A 17,681-nucleotide genomic window follows, 5' to 3' on the forward strand; every position below is an offset into this window, starting at 1 on the left:
AAGTCTAGTATTTCTGCCGATATATGCAAGAGATATGAGCAATAAATCACTATATGTAGTGCTGGGTTTTTAAGGTTTATCCCACATATGGTGTGCTTGGGGATGGTTTAGGCAGGCCGCATGAAGTAGGAAATTCGCCGCCCTTTGGTGTAAAATCGCGGCTTCAAAAATTAAAGCCGATACAGTGAGAAGTGCGTTATGACCACCGTGATTCGCAAGCAGGACCTGATTGACAGTATTGCTGATGCCCTCCAGTTCATCTCTTACTACCATCCCAAAGATTTTATTCAGGCGGTTCATCAAGCCTACCAGCGCGAAGCTAACCCCGCCGCTAAAGATGCCATGGCGCAAATACTGATTAATTCGCGCATGTGTGCCGAAGGCCATCGGCCAATCTGTCAGGACACCGGCATCGTCAGCGTCATCATGAAAATTGGTATGAATGTACAGTGGGATACCGACAGTAGTATCGAAGATATGATCAACGAAGGCGTGCGATTGGCCTACAATCACCCCGATAACAAGCTGCGCGCCTCCGTATTGGCCGACCCCGACGGGGCTCGTAAAAACACCGGCGATAACACCCCAGCCATGGTGACCTACAAACTGGTGCCCGGTGATAAAGTTGATGTGCATGTTGTTGCCAAGGGTGGCGGCAGTGAAGCGAAAACCAAATTTGCCATGTTGAACCCGTCGGATTCGGTGGTGGATTGGATTCTGAAAATGCTGCCCACCATGGGTGCAGGTTGGTGCCCGCCGGGTATCCTTGGTATTGGCATTGGTGGCACCGCCGATAAAGCTATGGCCATGGCTAAAGAGGCTCTGCTGGATCCAATTGATATCCAAGATCTGCAGGCTCGTGGCGCGTCTAGCCGGGCGGAAGAGCTGCGTTTAGAAATTATGGATAAAGTGAACAAGCTGGGTATTGGTGCCCAGGGCTTGGGCGGTTTAACCACCGTGTTGGATGTTAAAGTAAAAGATTGCCCAACCCACGCCGCCAATAAGCCGGTGGCGGTTATTCCCAACTGTGCCGCAACCCGCCTGGTGAAATTCACCTTGGATGGCACTGGCCCATCTTTGCAAACGCCGCCCAGTCTGGACGATTGGCCAGAAATTACCTGGGAAGTGGGCAATGCGCGCCGCGTGAACCTGGATGAAATCACCAAACAAGACGTGCTTGAGTGGCAACCCGGCGAAACCATTTTATTGTCCGGTAAATTGCTCACCGGCCGCGATGCCGCGCACAAGCGTATGGTAGACATGATCGCCAAAGGCGAGCCCTTACCGGTGGACTTCACCAATCGCTTTATTTACTACGTCGGCCCGGTTGATCCGATCGAGGGTGAGGTAGTCGGTCCTGCTGGCCCAACCACGGCCACACGTATGGATAAATTTACCCGCACTATGTTAGAAGAAACCGGCTTGGCTGGTATGGTGGGTAAAGCCGAGCGTGGTCCGACTGCCATCGAAGCCATTAAAGACAACAAGGCGGTGTATTTAATGGCCGTGGGTGGTTCTGCTTACCTGGTTTCCAAAGCCATCAAAGCGTCCAAGGTTGTCGCCTTTGAGGACTTGGGGATGGAGGCCATTTACGAGTTTGAAATCGAAGACATGCCGGTCACCGTAGCGGTGGATAGCAGCGGCGAGTCCGTGCATCAAACCGGCCCCAAAATTTGGCAAGCCAAAATCGAAGAAGGCGCTATTGAAGTTAAATAGCGCACATTAAGGCCGGTTTTTACCGGCCTTTTTTGTCGCGCCTTTTTCACCGCGCCTTTTTCACCGCGCCTTTTTCACCGCGCCTGAGTTTCGTTTTGGTAACAATATCCCGTACACTCGAAGGACAAGGGCGATGAGGTCTTTTGCACAAATCCCAGCAGCATGATCCAATGTGCCCGAAGTAAACGCAGGCCCTAGGTCTCTGACGATAAAAAAGGAATACTAATGACCGATATCTCTCGCCGTAAATTGATGGCAACCGGAAGTGGCCTGGCGATTGCGTCCGCGCTACCAAAGTCAGCCTCTGCGGCCACCGATGTGGTTCCACCTGTGCACCACATGGTGTACTTCTGGTTAGCCAACCCAGAGTCCACCGAAGACCGCGATAAACTTATTGCCGGTTTGAAAAGCCTAGCCGAAATACCCGAGGTACAGCGGCTGCATGTGGGCGTCCCGGCATCCACACTGAAACGAGATGTTATCGACAACAGCTTTCATGTCTCAGAATTAATGATGTTTAACAGCGTTGAAGATCAAGATGTCTATCAAAGCCACGAACTGCACACCAAGTTTGTAGAAGAATGCGAAGGTCTTTGGGAAAAAGTAGTGGTACACGATTCCATCATGGCGTAAGCCTAAGCTGATTCAGGAGCCTTTATGCAGTTGGCAGAGCAAACCTGCGCCGCCTGTGATAGCAGTGCTAAGCCTCTAAGCGATGTGGCCATCGAGCAATTGTTGGCAGAGCTTCAGGGGTGGCAGTTAGAGCACAGCAGCGGCATCAAAAAATTGGCAAAGGTGTTCACGGTAAAAGATTTCTCCGCAGCGGTGGCCTACGCTCAGGCGATAGCTGAGCTTGCCAACCAGCACGATCATCATCCGGCTTTGGTGGTGGAGTGGGGCAGAATCACCGTGCAGTGGTGGACCCACAGTATCAATGGTTTGCATAAAAACGATTTTGTTATGGCAGCAAAAACCGATGCCTTAGTTCAGTCGTTGTAAAACACTTACCCAATCATTCTTCTCACTTAAAAAAGAGTTACTCGGTTTGACCAGTCTTTTTTGGCACGATTATGAAACCTGGGGGGCTAGTCCGGCCCTGGACCGTCCGGTCCAGTTCGCGGGTGTGCGCACCAACCTTGATCTGGAAATCATCGATGATCCAGTGAATATTATGTGCCGGCCAAGCGATGATTTTATACCTCACCCAGAAGCTTGCCTAATTACCGGTCTAACACCACAGCAGGCGCTGTCCGAAGGCTTGCCGGAACGCGACTTTATCGCCAAAGTTTACGAGCAATTGGCAGAGCCTGGTACCTGCGGAGTGGGCTACAACAGTATTCGCTTTGATGATGAGGTCACTCGCTACAGTTTGTGGCGTAATTTTTACGACCCCTACGAGCGCGAATACAAAAATGGCAATAGCCGCTGGGATATCATCGACATGGTGCGCCTAACCTATGCTTTACGGCCGGAGGGCATCGAGTGGCCAATGGTGGATGGTGTACCCAGTTTTAAATTGGAAAATATCGCCGCTGCCAATCATTTTGAGCACGAAAACGCCCACGATGCGCTGTCAGATGTGTATGCCACCATTGCCTTAGCAAAACGTATAAAAACCCTTCAGCCCAAACTGTTCGATTACTTATTTACCCTGCGCGATAAACGCGAGGCCGCCTCGCACATCGATATTGGTAATTCCACGCCCCTGGTTCACGTGTCGGCAATGTTCCCAGCCAGCCGGGGATGCACCGCGCTGGTAGTTCCCTTGGCCAATCATCCTACCAACAAGAACTCGATTATTTGTTTTGATTTGTCGGCCGACCCTACGCCGTTATTTCAGCTATCTGCTGAGCAAATTCAGGAAAAACTCTACACCAAGACAGAAGATTTACCCGAAGATGAAGAGCGCTTGGCGTTGAAAGAGGTACATTTAAATAAAAGTCCAGTGTTGGCCACAGCCAAATTGCTAACCCCCGAGCACGCTTCGCGCTTGCAGATCGATTTGGATTTGTGCCGCCAACACTGGAAGCAAATTCACCGGCATAATTTGGGCCCCAAGTTGCAACAGGTTTACGCCAGCCGAGAATTCGCCAAACCGCGCGAGGAAGAAGCCGCTCTGTACGACGGTTTTGTATCCGCCAAAGATAAACAAAAAATGGCCCAGGTGCGCACTTCTAATGGCGAAGATTTGGCTGCCGCTGCCTTGAGCTTTGACGACCCACGCCTCAATCCGTTGTTGTTTCGTTACCGCGCGCGGAATTTTCCCGAAACCCTCACCGAAGCCGAACACCACCAGTGGCAAGAATACCGCTATCAGCGATTAACCGAGCCTCGACCTGGGCTTGTGACCCTGGAAGAGCTGCATGAAAAAATCTTCAGTTTACAAGAGTCAGAGCAGCTGACACCGGCGCAAATGCAGGTGTTGGACTCGCTGTCTGAATACGCTGATGCCGTGGTTTAATGTTTTTTTACTGAAAGACTCCATGGGGCCAACCAAGCGTGCCGTGCTCTATGCGACCGTGGTTACCTTGGCCGTGGCGGTACTCTTTAAGATTTGCTTTTGGCTGGATGATTCACTGTTACCGGTGTACCAGTGGTTGGCCTGGCCCGGTATTACCTGGGCGGGTTTCTTCAGTGCGGAATTGGACTATTGGCCCAAGTTTATTATTGTGCTGGTGGGCCAATTTCTATTTTGTTTTGTTGTTTTAATTACCGTCAATTGGGCTTGGCGATTTATTAAACAGGCGCTGTGCGCTCGCCGTGGCCCTTATCCCAGCCCCATTAAGCAGCGTATGTGTGCAAACGCTGCACGCCCCAAGGCGTCTAAGTCGTAACCTCCCTCCAGCACAGAAACCAATTTGCCCCCACAGTGGCGATCTGCCACTTGCATCAGTTCATCGGTGATCCAGGCGTAATCGGCGTCTTGCAGTCGCAGTTGGGCCAAGGGATCTTGTTTATGAGCATCGAATCCAGCCGACACCATCAGCAGTTGCGGTTGGAAGGCGTCCAGCGCTGGCAACAAATGTTTGCCGATGGCTTGGCGAAACTCAGCGCTGCCACTGCCGGCTGATAACGGCATGTGCACCATATTGTCGTGGGATTTGCCTGGGTCGCTGAACGGGTAGTAGGGGTGTTGGTAGCTGGATGCGTAGAGCACTTTTGGCTCTTGCCGGAAAATATGTTCGGTGCCGTTACCGTGGTGAACATCGAAATCAACGATGGCTACGCGGTCCAAGCCGTGGTGGTTGATGGCGTGGCGAGCACCCACGGCCACGTTATTGAATATACAAAAGCCCATGGCCCGGTCGTACTCGGCATGATGGCCCGGTGGCCGTACCGCGCAAAACGCATTGTTGAATTGCTCAGCCATGACAAAATCCACCGCCTGAATAACCGAGCCTGCCGCGTGCAGTGCGGCTGCCAAGGTATGCGGCATCATAAAGGTGTCGGAATCCAGCTCCACGCGGTCTTGTTGCGGGGCGCGGGCGAAGATGGCATCGACGTAGTCCGGATCGTGGGTGGCCACCAGTTGTTCGCGGGTGGCCGGTTCGGCGTCTATCCAGCGTAGAAAGTCGGCCATTTGACCGGCGATCAAGCGGTTTTGAATAGCCCCAATTCGCTCCGGGGCCTCGGGGTGCTCTTCCCCGGCGATGTGTTTTTCACAACTGTTGTGCGAGATATACACCGTAGGCATAGATCATCTCCGTAGCCGCGCTACATCTTCGGTAACGCTTTTATATTGTTTGTTATGTGATTACACCCTACTGTAATTTAGAGCGTAATAAGTTGCGGTGGATCAAGCCATAAGTTGCCCTATGATTAGAATCCTACCAAAGTATCGTTTTGTTCGCCCATTACACCCGTAACAGTGCATATTCTGAGTTAATGCTGTATGACGGTATAAGTTTTATGGGGTTTTCGCGGCGCTGCCCACCACGGCGGTAATGCTATTTTTTACGTCATCGGTTATTCAGCTATTGTCTGGCAGGCTAGGCAATGCATCAACACTTCTTAGGAGTAAAAATCCACTAATGTCGGAACACGCTCTGCGGCCTTTGTTTGCGCCGCAATCTGTAGTGGTATTAACCGGGGTTAATCCGCAGCACCCGGCGGTAACTGCAATATTGCAGTCCCTGGCGGTGGCCGCTCGGCCGTTGACGGTAACCCTGGCCGGGCCACGCCCATCCATGGCCACGGAAACTCCCCTAGTGACCCATGTAGACCATCTATCGGAGCTGACTGACAGCCCCGATCTGGCGATTTTAGTGGGGGATTTGGCGGCTCCGGCACCGCAGTTAATTGAACAGTGTGCATCGGCAGGTATTAAATTCGTACTAATGGTGGCCGCTTGCAATACCCCTGAGGCCGAGCTGGCGGCCGCCACCAAGCGCTACGGCGTGAGAATGCTAGGCCCCAACAGTTTCGGAATCTGCCGACCTAGTGCGCGTTTTTTTGCCTGGCTTGGGCACACCCAGCCACTCACCGGTCGGCTGGCGCTGATGTCGCAATCCGGCACCATTGCCAGTGGCTTGGTGGATTGGGCTACATGGCAAGGCATTGGTTTTTCCCAGGTGGTGGCCTTTGGCTTGTCTTTGGATAATAGTATGCCGTCCCAGGTGTTGGATTATCTTGCCAGCGATTACAACAGCCAGTCGCTACTGATGTACCTAAAGTCCGTGGGCAACCCCACTCGGTTTTTATCCAGCCTGCGCGCGGCGGGGCGGACTAAACCGGTGGCGGTGGTGGCCGAGCATTCCTTGGGTACCGATGAGCGAATTCTTGATGCCGCCCTCAATCGTACTGGTGCTGTGCGTGGCAAGCGCCTTAACGACTTAATTGCCGCTGCCTCCGTGATGACGAATGCCCGCCGAGTCTACGACGGTAGCCTGCTTATTATTGGCAACGGAGCCGGGCCGGGAGAAATGGCCGTGGAGCGCGCGCGTGAGCTTAACGTGCCGTTGTTACAACCCGAAGGACGCTTAAAACAAGAGCTTAGCGATATCATCGGCGAAGACGGCACGGTGGATAGAATCACTACGGTTTGGGCCAGCAGTGCAGCGGGGCGCTATGTCGAGCTGGCCGATGAAGCCTTGCGGCACAAAAGCTGTGGCGCGGTGCTGTTAATGCTTAGCCCGACCGCCTTGCTGGATTTGGGCTCTCTATACGATGGCATTGTCAGCTTGCAGCGCAAACAAAAAAAACTGGTTATGGTGTGTTTGATTGGTGGCGGTAACATGGTCACCGTGCGTAAACAAATCACCGCCGCTGGAATTCCCACTTTCCGCACGCCGGAATCGGCCATCGAGGGCTTTCAATTTTTAGTGCAGTTTCAGCGCAACCAGCGCCTGGCGAAACAGAGCCCGGAAAGTGGTGCAGTGCGTTTGCAAATTGATGTGGAAAATGCCCGGGCGATTATTCAAGCGCACCTGGATCAAGGGCTTAGTGAACTGCATTTTTCTGGATTAACCGAAATACTTGAGCAGTTTAATATCTGCGTGGCGCCAGGTGTGGAAAAGGGCAGTGATATTAAAACGCCGTTACATGTGCGCATGTTCCGAGACCCGGTATTTGGCCCTATTATTGGTTTGGCGTTTGGGGGTAGTGAGCAGTGGCATCGTGAATCCGAAGCCATCGCCTTGCCGCCACTCAATACCGTATTAATCAAAGATTTAATTCAGCAAATCCTCCCCGATGCCGAGTCCTATTTACTGGAAAATCTGTTGCTCGGTTTATCCACCTTGGTGTGTGAGATACCAGAGTTGCACAGCATAGACCTAGCGGACTTGAGAGTAGGGCAGGATTCCATTCACGGCGGTGATATCAGCGCTCGGTTAGTAGCCTGCCCCAACTTGCGCCGCTACGAACATTTGGCCATCCAACCCTACCCAAGACATTGGGTGAGCGAATTTCGTATGCGCAATGGCGACCTTGTGGCTGTGCGCCCCGTGCGGCCAGAAGATGCCCCCATTATGGCCGACTTTGTGCGCGGGTTATCTAAAGAGGCGCGATACTATCGGTTTATGGCCAACATTGTAGAGCTTACGCCGAGAATGTTGGCTCGCTTCACTCACATCGATTACGACCGTGAAATGGCCTTAGTAGCGGTAGTTGAGGATGACGGCATTGCCAGAGAAATCGGTGCGGCTCGTTACAGCGATAATTTTGACGGCCACAGTTGTGAGTTTTCCATTGTGCTGGCGGACGAGTATCAAGGGCAGGGCTTGGCGGCCTATTTAATGCGGCGCCTGTTTTGTATCGCGGCGGACAAAGGCTTTCCAGTGATGGAAGGAACGGTGCTGGCCAATAACCGGCACATGATCGACTTCTGCCGTAAATTGGGGTTCAGCATTAGGCGCGACGCCGATGATGCTGGGATGGTTATTGCGGCGGTGGTTCTATCGCCCCAGTTTATTGAGCAAGTAAAAGTAAAGCTCGATGCAGGTGCAGCAATGTAACTCTCGTGCTAATACCCGGTCTACCAAAACCCGGTATGCCAAAACCCGGTATGCCAAAACCGAGTGTGAAAAACCCAGTGAGAAAAACCCAAGGGAGGGGAAAACATGACGGCGTTTATCCTAGTGCGCTATGTGCACTTTTTGGCGATATTTATTTTGTTTGCATTGTTGGTTGTGCAGCATTTAAAACTAGAGCCCACGCTACCGTTGGCCGAGGTGAAACGGCTTTCGTTGATCGATGCGTTTTATGGCATTACCGCGGTGGTGGTACTGCTGGCAGGGTTAAGCCTCTGGTTGTTAGTGGGTAAGCCGGCGGGTTTTTATAGCTCAAACCCGGTATTTCACGCCAAGCTGGGGCTATTTGGCTTAATGGTGTTGCTGTCTATCTATCCTACCGTTACCTTTCTCAAACTGCGTAAATCTAACAGCCCCACGCTGGCCATTCCTAAACCTGTTGTAATGGTGGTGCGTTTGGAGTTATTGCTGTTTTTAATTATTCCGCTGTTGGCCGTGTTTATGGCCCAAGGCAGAGGGCTGGCGTAATTGGCTGCGCAGCACGGTGGTTTTGTTTTCAACGTACTGGTTAAATTTTTTGACGTTACCCGGATAGTTCACTGGGCTAATATGGGCAGCAGGTAGAGGGAAATGCCGTTGAACGTTGAGCAACGTCGTTTATTTCTGCTTTTTGATTTCAATCCAGGAAATGTGAGGGAACCCGTTTCAGGATGAAGCTAATGTTTTAATGGACCTAGCCCGATGACCACCAACACCAATGTGCTTTATCTTTCCCATGGCGGTGGCCCAATGCCTTTAATGGGCGACCCGGGGCATTCCGAGATGGTGGCATGCTTACAGAGTATCGGCAGGGAGCTGGTAAAGCCTGCGGCGATCATTGTTATCAGCGCTCATTGGGAAGAGTCGGTGTGCCGTGTGTTAAGTGCTCCAGAGCCACCTTTACTTTACGATTACTACGGCTTCCCTGACGAAACCTATCAAATTCAATATCCGTGTCCTGGTCAACCCGAATTAGCCACTCGCATAAAACAGGCGCTCATTGCCGCTAAGATCAACTGCGAGTTGGAGCCCTCCCGGGGATTCGATCATGGTGTTTTTGTGCCGCTAAAGCTTATGTTCCCACAGGCGGATATTCCCTGCGTGCAAATCAGTCTGCAAAGTAGTTTGGACGCCGCGGCTCACCTGGCACTGGGCGCGGCCCTGCGGTCGCTGATAGGCGAGGACATTTTGATCGTGGGCTCGGGTTTTTCTTTTCATAACATGCGTGCTTTTTTCTCGGCTCGCAGCGCCAGCGATCGAAAGAAAAATACCGAATTTGAACACTGGCTGCAGGAGACCTGCCAAAGCCCGGAATTAACCTCAAGCCAACGCTGGCAACGCCTTACGGGCTGGCATCAAGCGCCGGGAGCGAGATATTGTCATCCAAGAGAAGAGCACCTGTTGCCGCTGCATGTGTGTTACGGTTTAGCTCAGCAAGCGGCAGATCGGGCCTACCAGGTGAGCATTCTTAACGTGCAGTCCAGTATGTATTTGTGGCACCTTTAAATGGGGGCGGCCAGTAATGCAATTCTCTTGTTTGACCTATCACAAAAAAAGATAATTTTTTTATCTTTTGCGGAACAGCTGACTGCACCCGCAGTCAGAGTGTTTAAGCAATCCAGTTTTAGCCATCTTGGCTGTTAAAGGAAATTCTGTGTCTAACCGTTCTACCCGAAGCCTATTGTCAGTACTCAGCAGCGTTTTGCTGCTGGTGTCGCTGAATCTTGGTGTTTCGCAAGCGTTAGCGGACGGTTTCACAACTACGACGGTCACTGTCATCGATGCCATAAGCGTTGACGATACCTTCTCTGATACCGAAGACGGCGCTGCCCTAGCCGGTATTCTAGCAACGGAAGGTCAAACCGCTGTCACTGCGCAAGTCGTTGAAGGCTCGCATCTACCGCAAAGCAAAATCTGTGGCCACACCATTCGCGGACCCCCGCATCGCAGCTGATTCAACAAAAACAGCACTATAGCCATTAATTTCTTATTTTTTGTTAAGCAAAAGCATGCGCTTTTGCGGGGTACTCTCATGCATAAATTATCTGTTTTAAACGCAAACTTTTACCAAGATCTGGCCAGCCCAACCGAGGATGGGCAACTAACACTGGCTTCACCAGCGCTGGATTTACTCGCCGACTTTGCCAAAGAATCTCCCGTGGTGGTTGATGACCGAACCCCGGCCTCCCAGGCGCTGGAGATGTTGAGACGTTCTTCGGCCCATGTGCTGCTGGTATTAGACCAAGCCCAGCACTTTCTTGGCGTGGTCAGTTTCGACCGGTTGAACTCGCAAGAGCTGATTAAAAGGGTTTCGGCAGGGCACAGCCGAGAGGATTTAATGGCCGCCGACTTCCTAGAAAGCCGCAATTCAGTAAAGGCATTGCCCTACAGCGACTTTGTTCAGTCGTCGATTTCCGATGTAATGCTGGCGTTGCAAAATAACAGCCTACGTTATTGCTTAGTGGTGGATCAGCAGAGCCGTAAAATCCGTGGGGTTGTGTCTGCCTATGCCATCGCCAAAAAGCTAGGGTTGCCGTTTGAGGTATCCCAATCCGCCAGTTTCAGCGAGATTGCCGGAGTCATTTATCGCCAGTTCAACCCGGACCCAAGGCCGACACTCGCGGTTAACTAATCAGCCTTCTTTCCTTGCTCCACTCCCACTTGCCGCAAGCTCAACTTGCGGCTTTTTTATTTAAGACTTGTCCAGACTGCATTGAGCTTTCTAGGGTGGAAGGCGCGATCAACAAAGAATTTACACCGTTGGGATGGCGTTTACTTGCCAGCTTAGACACAATGCTCAACACTAGTTTACGATTGTAAGTCAGGCTACAACAGCGTCTCGCTTGGGCTCTATCTCGGCCTAGTCGCTGTATTTGCCTAGGTGGAAATAGAAAAATAGTGTTGGTAGCAGCTCGCAAGTTCTCGATGCCTATGTCCTTTGATAAAATAGTAACACCGCTGAAGTAGGCGACAAGCCCAGGTGGTTCGTCGCAAAGCCGTACGCAGGGACGCTCAACACGCTAGCCAGTTCAAGGAGAAAATAGTACGCATGAACAGCCGGTTACCCACTCAGGCCACCAGCTCCGCGCTGACATTATTCATTTGCTACGGATTTGGTGTTTTATTGCTCATCGGCGGGCCTGCTGCCTTGGCATGGGATAATAGTAACTACGCGCGTTTTTCTCAGTACAACCGTCCAGTTTTTATAGCTTTATTGCAACGCGATGCCAACAGCGCAGGGGATCAATCCGTGCTGTCCGGTGCTTACCCCTTCCGTTTAGACCTAGCAATAGAGGCCGAGTATTTCTCCGATCGTCGGTTTGCTCGCTTGTGGCGAGAGTCCATTGGGTTGAACAGCAATACTCGGCAACAGCAAGACGAAAGCCAAGCCTTGGCCAAGCTCTACCAATTTTTAGATCAAGATTTTTACCGTGGCGATCACTTCCGCGTGGTCTATACGCCGGGTAGGGGCACTAGCTTGCAAATCAATATGGAAACCATTGAATTTATCGATAATTCACAGCTGGGGGTTTTAATGTTAAATGGTTTGCTTGGTGATGTGCCGCTATCATCGGAGTTTAAGCGCGACTTACTCGAGGACAATAACGGTGATAGCCCGCTGGTGGCTGAATTCCTAGCGTTGCAGCCCTCGGCGGTGGAGTCCCAAGCGGTTCTGGCTTCGGCCCCGGTTGCCGCCAGCGCGGCTGCGGAACCCGAAGAGCCAGTGCCAGCCCAGGTTGGTTCTGTACGGAGTATCCTTGCTCCAGAGCGTGCACCTACCAATGCTCCTGCAAGGCAGCCTCAGACGTTACCAGATCCCGCCGCTACAGCCCCGGCAGTGATGACCGAGGCGACTACCCCTAGCCCAGCCAGTGCTGACGTTATTGGGCAAACCGAAAGTGAAGCGGTGGCGGACGTTGGCGCTTCTGCCCAGGTTGCTACAGTGCAAACCGGCAATTCAAATGCAGCCGTCAATACACCCACCGTTGTGGCGGCTGCGACTGTAGCCCAGGAACCCAACACCGAGGACAAAGAAGCCGCCACAGCGGCCAAGCGTGCCTATCAATCGCAATTGGAGCGCGCCATCCGCAAGTATCAAACCATTCCATTTAAAGCGTTCAGTCGGCGCATGGAAGGTGATGTGTCCCTGCACATTGCGGTGGATGACAAGGGCTACCTAACGCGGCTAGATCTTGCAAAACCCAGCCGTTACGATGTTTTAAACGATCAGGCCTTGGATGCTGTGGCCAGCGCAGAGCCATTTACGCCTATCCCAGAGAACCTTGGTTTAAAAGAGTTTAGTTTTGAATTAACACTCACCTATGATCTCGTATACTAATTGCTAGCGTATTTCAGGTGTTTTTTAATAAATGGAGTTCTGAGCCGTTCGATTGGGTGTGGTGCATTGCAAAAGGTGTTGCCCGAGGCCTAGGGAATGAGAGGAAGAACCTGCATGAAATTGTCAATTTATTAACTATTTATCTCGGACAAGAGAGACAGTTGTTAAGAGAAACAGTTGTCAAGAAGGCCCCCGTACATTAAGCGAATAATGACAGGCTAATCAGCTTGGAAAGGCCAGTTTCCACGTAACAGAAATAACGTAGATACGTACAGGCCAAATCTTTATAGACAACGATTTTGGTTACGACGTGTCACTGCCAAGCACTTTAGACCACAGCACTCTAGACCCAAAAGCTCAGACCAAAGCAAAAACCGCCGCGATTATTTATGCTAAAGCGGCGGTAAACAATAATTATGCGCTGGGTCGAGAGCGGCCTTTCATAGAGATGTCGCGATCCTTCTGCAAGGCGCTGTAGATTTGGCAGCTTTCCTTGAGCGCCTGCTGCAAGGTATTGCGGTAAGTTAAATTGCCTTCGTTTTCAAAATCCAAATCGGCGATGACTCGCTCCAGGTAGGAGATACGTTCCTCTAAGGTTTTTAGGCGAATGCGGTTGTCTAGGCTTTCCATGCTGTCTAGCGGTTTGCAACGTTGCTTTGTGATTTTCATTTGGCTTGATTTCTCGGGAAGTAAAATCAATTACTCGAATTATTATTAGTAGTGTGAGATCAACAGCGAAAGTCTCACTTAGAGTTATAGCCTATGAAAAATAATTATCTACAGGGTTGCCCCGTATAAAAAGGATTGCGACGACAATCTTTGCGATATACACCTGCTAAACTAAAAAGTAGTCAAAAACCGAGTTAAATGGATCCTGTCATGAGTGACACAACATTCCAAATAGTCTTTCGTGGCGATATCGCCATTGGCCAACCCATAGAGCAAGTAAAAGCGAGGATGGGGCAGTTGTTTAAGCTGTCTTCGCCACAGGTAGAAAAGCTGTTCACCGGTAATGTAGTGGTTCTGAAACGCGGCCTAACGCAGGTAAAGGCCGCCCAATATAAGCAAGCCTTTGCCAAAACAGGCGCCATTGTCTCCGTTGTGGCCGATGACCAAGCCGGGCAGAAGGCTAAGCCCGCCGGTACTAGCAAGTCCGGTGAGGAGCTCAGTATTGCTCCGGTGGGCGCAAGCTTGATGCCTCGTGGAGGTAAGCCTAATGAGGCGGCGGTGGCCCCCTCGGTGGAGCATTTGTCCCTGCGCCCCAGTGGCGGCAACTTGCTGGACAGCGGCGAGCTTTGCGCTGCAGAACCAACACCGGTGATGGTTGCCAACTGGGGTTTGGCTGAGCTGGGCGCGATTATTGAATCCATCAGTGAAGAGGCGCTGCCGTTGCCGATCATGGATGCCGGCTGGAATCTGGCAGAAGTGGGGGCCGACATGGGCCAAGCAACACAGGATCAGCCGGCATTGGTTGCCGCCCCGGCGCTAGATATTGCCCCGGTGGGCAGTGACCTGGCAGAGCCGGCACCGGAGCTGCCCATCGTAGAGCCCGATACCAGCCACCTGAGTTTGGAACAAAGCTAAAACGGAAAAACCAGTGGGATAAGGGCAATCACGCCGACGGAGTAAACCAAGCTCACCAATCCCCCCGCTTTAATGAAATCAGACATTTGATAATGCCCGGGGGAGTACACCATTAAGTGGGTTTGGTAGCCGTAGGGAATCAAAAAACAGGCGCTGGCGCCGTAGGCCACGGCCATCACGAATGGCATGGGGTCGACCCCAAACCCCTGAGCTGTAGACAGCGCAATGGGGAAAACTAACGCAGCGGCGGCATTATTGGTCACCAACTCGGTGAGAACTAGCGTCAAAATAAACACCCCGGCCAGCGCTGCATAGGGGCCATAGCCGTTAAACACGGCTTGCATAAAACCGGCGATCATATCGGCAGCACCGGAGTTATCCAGGCCTTTGGCGATGGTCAGGGCGGAGCCGATGATTAGCACCAGATCGAAAGGAAAGCGTCTGCGCAGCTCTTGCACGCTCAGCAACCTAGTGCCTAAAAATACCGCCAGCAACAGTCCTAGCCCGGTGAACAATGGCAGTAAATTGACGGCTGCCAGCGCGATAACGGCGGCAAAACCTACCATGGCCCAAACACTCTGATTTTTACCAAGGCGCGAGTACTGCAGGGTATCTGACAGAATATGGAAGTTGCGGTCGATGTTGCGGTGTTGGAAAAAATCCGTGCCTATGGCCAACAGTAGGGAATCGCCCACTCGCAGTGGAATACGGCCAAGCTGCCCACGCAATTGCTTTTCGCCGCGACGAATGCCCACTACGCCGGCATTGAACATGGTGCGGAAGTCCACCTCTTGCAAGGTTTTGCCCGGCAGTTCTGACTCGTGGGCGATGACCACTTCCACCAAGTTGGTGGTGAGCAGTTGTTCGGCTTCTGTGCCAAACACTTGCAAGCCATGGAACTGTTGCAGGGTATGTACCTGTTCCACTTCACCGGTAAATAACAGGCGGTCGCCTTCCTGTAGAAGCTCGTCTGGGGTTACCGGCGAGATGCGGCGGCCATTGCGGTCAATCTCCAGCAAGAATAAGCCCTGCAAGCCCCGCAATTTGTTGGTTTCGATGCTGGAACCAACCATGGCCGAGCCACGAATAACCTCAGCGGTGACGAAGTAATTCAGTTTGTTGCTGGTATCACTTTGTTGGTGGTTAGGTAAAAAACGCGTGGTCAGCGCAATGACGCCGATACAGGCCAGAGCCACCGGAATACCCACGGCGGAAAACTGAAACATGGAGAATTGGGGTAAGCCGGCGTCGGCGACGAAGGAGTCCACCACTAGGTTGGTGGAGGTGCCCACCAGGGTGGTTACGCCACCTAGCACCGAAGCATAGGACAGGGGAATAAGCAGGCGCGACGGGGCAAAGCGGTTTTGTTTAGTGAGCGTGCTTAAAAAAGACGCTACTACAGCCGTGTTGTTGAGAAAGGCCGAGAAACCCGCGGTGGTTAACATCAACTTAATGCGAGCCCAGCGTTCGTTGCCCGTTAACAAAGTTGAAGAAAGGCTGTCGAGAAGAGGCGAGCGCTCCAGGGCCAGCGAGACCAACAACAGCAGCACCAGGGTAGCCAAACCGGGGTTGGCAAAGCTGCCCAACAATTCTTGGGTTTCTACCACGCCAAAGGTCAGGTAAGCAAAAGCCCACCCACAAAACAACAGAGCCGGCTTTAGCTTGCCCTGAATCAAACATACCAGCAGTAGCAACACCGAGGCGAGTACAATCCAGCTACTCATCATCTACTTACATTCCATCTTTAGTTTGCAACATCCACTTTCACAAAGCGATGGATTGTTTACATACGATCCATTACATCAATGCCCAACAACACTAGGCCCTGCTTGATGTGTTCGCCGGTGGTACGAGCCAGGTGTAAACGACTGGCTTTAACGGGTTCTTCAACGCCGTCTTTGAGTATTGGGCAGGCCTCGTAGAAGGTCATAAAGGCACTGGCCAGCTCAAACAGGTAGGTACATAGCACGTGGGGGAAAGCTTCCTTGATCATCAGTTCCACCACTTCCGGGAATTGTAGCAATTTGAGCGCCAGGTGTCGTTCTTGCTCTGCCTCAACGGAAATCTGCGCGGTTAAGCTGCTGGGTTCAACCCCGGCCTTACGGAATATGCTTTGAATTCGGGTATAGGCGTATTGCAAATAGGGCGCGGTGTTGCCTTCAAAGGCCAGCATAGCGTCCCAACTGAAGATGTAATCGGTGGTGCGAGTTTTCGACAAATCGGCGTACTTCACCGCACCAATACCCACTTTAAGCGCAACTGCGGCTTTTTCTTGCTCGCTCAGCTCGGGATTTTTGGTTTCTATCAATGCGCGGGCTCGCTCCACCGCTTCGTCGAGCAGATCGGCCAGCTTTACGGTGCCGCCGCTGCGGGTTTTAAAGGGCTTGCCGTCTTCACCATTCATGGTGCCAAAGCCGTGGTGCTCCAGGCTGATATCCGAGCTGGCGAAGCCGGCTTTTACGCCCAGCGTGAAGATCTGCTGCATGTGCAGGCCCTGGCGCTGATCGATAAAATACATCAGACGGTCGGCGTTGAGGGTGTTGGCGCGGTAGCGCAAGCACGCTAAATCGGTGGTAGCGTAAAGGTAGCCGCCGTCTTGCTTTTGCACAATAACGGGGCTGGGGTTGCCTTTTTTGTCGGCCAACTCCTGCAAAAACACCACCTTGGCGCCTTGGTCTACCACGGCTAAGCCTTGGTCTTCCAAGGCTTTTACCAACACGGGTAGGTCGTCGTTGTAGGCGCTTTCGCCCATCACGTCTTCGCGGCTTAGGGTGACATTGAGCTTTTGGTAAATCTCATCGCCGTGGCTGAGCGAGATCTCCCGAAACTTGTTCCACAGTGCCAGAATCTTCTCGTCGCCGGATTGCAGCTTCACGACATAGTCGCGAGCGGTGTTGGCGAATTCTGGGTCTGCGTCAAAGTGTTGTTTGGCCTGCTGATAAAAGGCCTCTAGGTCGCGCAGGGCGATTTCAGCATCGGTGGCCTGGGTTTGGCTTTCTAATTCGGCCAATAACATGCCGAACTGTGTGCCCCAGTCGCCCACGTGGTTTTGACGAATAACCTTGTGGCCGACGAATTCCAGCGCCCGCACGATAGCGTCGCCAATGATGGTGGAGCGCAAGTGGCCAACGTGCATTTCCTTAGCCAAATTGGGGCTGGAATAATCCACCACCACGGTTTGGGGGGCACTGGTGGGCTCAACCGAAAGGGTGGCTTGCTCGGCCACACCGCTGAGCTGTCGGCCCAGCCACGCGTCCGCTAGGTGAATATTAATAAATCCGGGGCCGGCGATTTCTACCTTATCGGCGATGCCGTCTAATGCCAGCTGGTCCAAAATCTTAGCTGCCAGCTCCCGTGGGTTGGTTCTCATGGCTTTGGCAGCGGCCATCGCACCGTTGGCTTGGTAATCACCAAAGCCGGCTTTTTTTGCAGGAGCCAGGTGAGGGCCCAGTTCGCTGGGGATACCAGCTGCTTGCATAGCAGATTGCACTTTATCGGCTAAAAATTCGCGAATATTCATGGTTTTTGGTCTT

The 17,681-nt window shown here is 52.2% G+C and carries 16 protein-coding genes; 12 read left to right on the top strand and 4 right to left on the bottom strand.

Going from position 1 to position 17,681, the window contains the following annotated elements; genetic code table 11:
• Nucleotides 1-198: 198 nt before the first annotated feature.
• The 5 genes from ACGHM3_RS08010 (at nucleotide 199) to ACGHM3_RS08030 (ending at nucleotide 4,550) form a co-directional block, all read left to right on the top strand.
• On the top strand, nucleotides 199-1,716 hold the full coding sequence (locus ACGHM3_RS08010) for a fumarate hydratase (RefSeq protein ID WP_345417937.1): 1,518 nt from the start codon (nucleotides 199-201) through the stop codon (nucleotides 1,714-1,716).
• A 225-nt stretch (nucleotides 1,717-1,941) separates the two neighbouring features.
• Entirely contained in the window at nucleotides 1,942-2,349 is a 408-nt protein-coding gene (locus ACGHM3_RS08015) for a Dabb family protein (protein ID WP_345417940.1), read from the top strand.
• A 24-nt stretch (nucleotides 2,350-2,373) separates the two neighbouring features.
• Nucleotides 2,374-2,715 (top strand): 4a-hydroxytetrahydrobiopterin dehydratase, encoded by a 342-nt coding sequence (locus ACGHM3_RS08020; RefSeq protein WP_345417943.1) that lies wholly within the window; start codon nucleotides 2,374-2,376, stop codon nucleotides 2,713-2,715.
• Between the two features lie 46 nt (nucleotides 2,716-2,761).
• On the top strand, nucleotides 2,762-4,177 hold the full coding sequence (gene sbcB / locus ACGHM3_RS08025) for an exodeoxyribonuclease I (RefSeq protein ID WP_345417946.1): 1,416 nt from the start codon (nucleotides 2,762-2,764) through the stop codon (nucleotides 4,175-4,177).
• Nucleotides 4,164-4,550 carry a hypothetical protein gene (locus tag ACGHM3_RS08030; protein ID WP_345417949.1) on the top strand — a complete coding sequence of 129 codons (387 nt, stop codon included), beginning with the start codon at nucleotides 4,164-4,166 and terminating at the stop codon, nucleotides 4,548-4,550. The genes sbcB and ACGHM3_RS08030 overlap by 14 nt, the downstream gene beginning before the upstream one ends.
• Here ACGHM3_RS08030 and ACGHM3_RS08035 read toward each other — a convergent pair.
• Nucleotides 4,484-5,410, bottom strand: coding sequence for a histone deacetylase family protein (locus ACGHM3_RS08035; RefSeq protein ID WP_345417952.1), 927 nt, complete (start codon nucleotides 5,408-5,410; stop codon nucleotides 4,484-4,486). The two genes, ACGHM3_RS08030 and ACGHM3_RS08035, sit on opposite strands and share 67 nt — an antisense overlap.
• 337 nt (nucleotides 5,411-5,747) lie before the next feature.
• On the opposite strand from ACGHM3_RS08035, the gene ACGHM3_RS08040 reads away from it, so the two are divergent.
• The 6 genes from ACGHM3_RS08040 (at nucleotide 5,748) to ACGHM3_RS08065 (ending at nucleotide 12,564) form a co-directional block, all read left to right on the top strand.
• A complete protein-coding gene (locus ACGHM3_RS08040; RefSeq protein WP_345417957.1) occupies nucleotides 5,748-8,171 on the top strand; it encodes a GNAT family N-acetyltransferase in 2,424 nt (807 codons plus the stop codon).
• A gap of 105 nt (nucleotides 8,172-8,276) precedes the next feature.
• The gene (locus tag ACGHM3_RS08045; protein ID WP_345417960.1) at nucleotides 8,277-8,714 is read left to right on the top strand and encodes a DUF2214 family protein; all 438 of its coding nucleotides are present in this window, start codon (nucleotides 8,277-8,279) and stop codon (nucleotides 8,712-8,714) included.
• Between the two features lie 213 nt (nucleotides 8,715-8,927).
• Nucleotides 8,928-9,731 (top strand): class III extradiol ring-cleavage dioxygenase, encoded by an 804-nt coding sequence (locus ACGHM3_RS08050; protein WP_345417963.1) that lies wholly within the window; start codon nucleotides 8,928-8,930, stop codon nucleotides 9,729-9,731.
• A 148-nt stretch (nucleotides 9,732-9,879) separates the two neighbouring features.
• Nucleotides 9,880-10,179, top strand: coding sequence for a hypothetical protein (locus tag ACGHM3_RS08055; RefSeq protein ID WP_345417966.1), 300 nt, complete (start codon nucleotides 9,880-9,882; stop codon nucleotides 10,177-10,179).
• Between the two features lie 78 nt (nucleotides 10,180-10,257).
• Nucleotides 10,258-10,857, top strand: a complete 600-nt coding sequence (locus ACGHM3_RS08060; RefSeq protein WP_345417969.1) for a CBS domain-containing protein — start codon at nucleotides 10,258-10,260, stop codon at nucleotides 10,855-10,857.
• A gap of 417 nt (nucleotides 10,858-11,274) precedes the next feature.
• On the top strand, nucleotides 11,275-12,564 hold the full coding sequence (locus ACGHM3_RS08065) for a TonB family protein (RefSeq protein WP_345417972.1): 1,290 nt from the start codon (nucleotides 11,275-11,277) through the stop codon (nucleotides 12,562-12,564).
• 414 nt (nucleotides 12,565-12,978) lie between these two features.
• Here ACGHM3_RS08065 and ACGHM3_RS08070 read toward each other — a convergent pair whose 3' ends face one another.
• A complete protein-coding gene (locus ACGHM3_RS08070; protein ID WP_345417975.1) occupies nucleotides 12,979-13,233 on the bottom strand; it encodes a hypothetical protein in 255 nt (84 codons plus the stop codon).
• 210 nt (nucleotides 13,234-13,443) lie between these two features.
• Between ACGHM3_RS08070 and ACGHM3_RS08075 the strand changes: the two genes are divergently transcribed.
• Nucleotides 13,444-14,148 carry a hypothetical protein gene (locus ACGHM3_RS08075; protein WP_345417978.1) on the top strand — a complete coding sequence of 235 codons (705 nt, stop codon included), beginning with the start codon at nucleotides 13,444-13,446 and terminating at the stop codon, nucleotides 14,146-14,148.
• Here ACGHM3_RS08075 and ACGHM3_RS08080 read toward each other — a convergent pair.
• Together ACGHM3_RS08080 and argS are read right to left on the bottom strand one after the other, a co-directional pair.
• Nucleotides 14,145-15,875, bottom strand: a complete 1,731-nt coding sequence (locus tag ACGHM3_RS08080; RefSeq protein ID WP_345417981.1) for an SLC13 family permease — start codon at nucleotides 15,873-15,875, stop codon at nucleotides 14,145-14,147. The two genes, ACGHM3_RS08075 and ACGHM3_RS08080, sit on opposite strands and share 4 nt — an antisense overlap.
• A gap of 56 nt (nucleotides 15,876-15,931) precedes the next feature.
• Nucleotides 15,932-17,668, bottom strand: a complete 1,737-nt coding sequence (gene argS, locus ACGHM3_RS08085; RefSeq protein ID WP_345417984.1) for an arginine--tRNA ligase — start codon at nucleotides 17,666-17,668, stop codon at nucleotides 15,932-15,934.
• Between the last annotated feature and the right edge of the window lie 13 nt (nucleotides 17,669-17,681).

Origin of the sequence: Halioxenophilus aromaticivorans, from assembly GCF_042850945.1 — a bacterium.
GTDB lineage: Bacteria > Pseudomonadota > Gammaproteobacteria > Pseudomonadales > Cellvibrionaceae > Halioxenophilus > Halioxenophilus aromaticivorans.

Coding starts and splice junctions, on each gene's coding strand:
- ACGHM3_RS08010 (WP_345417937.1), top strand. CDS start 199: ATGACCACCGTGATTCGCAAGCAGGACCTGATTGACAGTATTGCTGAT.
- ACGHM3_RS08015 (WP_345417940.1), top strand. CDS start 1,942: ATGACCGATATCTCTCGCCGTAAATTGATGGCAACCGGAAGTGGCCTG.
- ACGHM3_RS08020 (WP_345417943.1), top strand. CDS start 2,374: ATGCAGTTGGCAGAGCAAACCTGCGCCGCCTGTGATAGCAGTGCTAAG.
- ACGHM3_RS08030 (WP_345417949.1), top strand. CDS start 4,164: ATGCCGTGGTTTAATGTTTTTTTACTGAAAGACTCCATGGGGCCAACC.
- ACGHM3_RS08035 (WP_345417952.1), bottom strand. CDS start 5,410: ATGCCTACGGTGTATATCTCGCACAACAGTTGTGAAAAACACATCGCC.
- ACGHM3_RS08040 (WP_345417957.1), top strand. CDS start 5,748: ATGTCGGAACACGCTCTGCGGCCTTTGTTTGCGCCGCAATCTGTAGTG.
- ACGHM3_RS08045 (WP_345417960.1), top strand. CDS start 8,277: ATGACGGCGTTTATCCTAGTGCGCTATGTGCACTTTTTGGCGATATTT.
- ACGHM3_RS08050 (WP_345417963.1), top strand. CDS start 8,928: ATGACCACCAACACCAATGTGCTTTATCTTTCCCATGGCGGTGGCCCA.
- ACGHM3_RS08060 (WP_345417969.1), top strand. CDS start 10,258: ATGCATAAATTATCTGTTTTAAACGCAAACTTTTACCAAGATCTGGCC.
- ACGHM3_RS08065 (WP_345417972.1), top strand. CDS start 11,275: ATGAACAGCCGGTTACCCACTCAGGCCACCAGCTCCGCGCTGACATTA.
- ACGHM3_RS08070 (WP_345417975.1), bottom strand. CDS start 13,233: ATGAAAATCACAAAGCAACGTTGCAAACCGCTAGACAGCATGGAAAGC.
- ACGHM3_RS08075 (WP_345417978.1), top strand. CDS start 13,444: ATGAGTGACACAACATTCCAAATAGTCTTTCGTGGCGATATCGCCATT.
- ACGHM3_RS08080 (WP_345417981.1), bottom strand. CDS start 15,875: ATGATGAGTAGCTGGATTGTACTCGCCTCGGTGTTGCTACTGCTGGTA.
- argS (WP_345417984.1), bottom strand. CDS start 17,668: ATGAATATTCGCGAATTTTTAGCCGATAAAGTGCAATCTGCTATGCAA.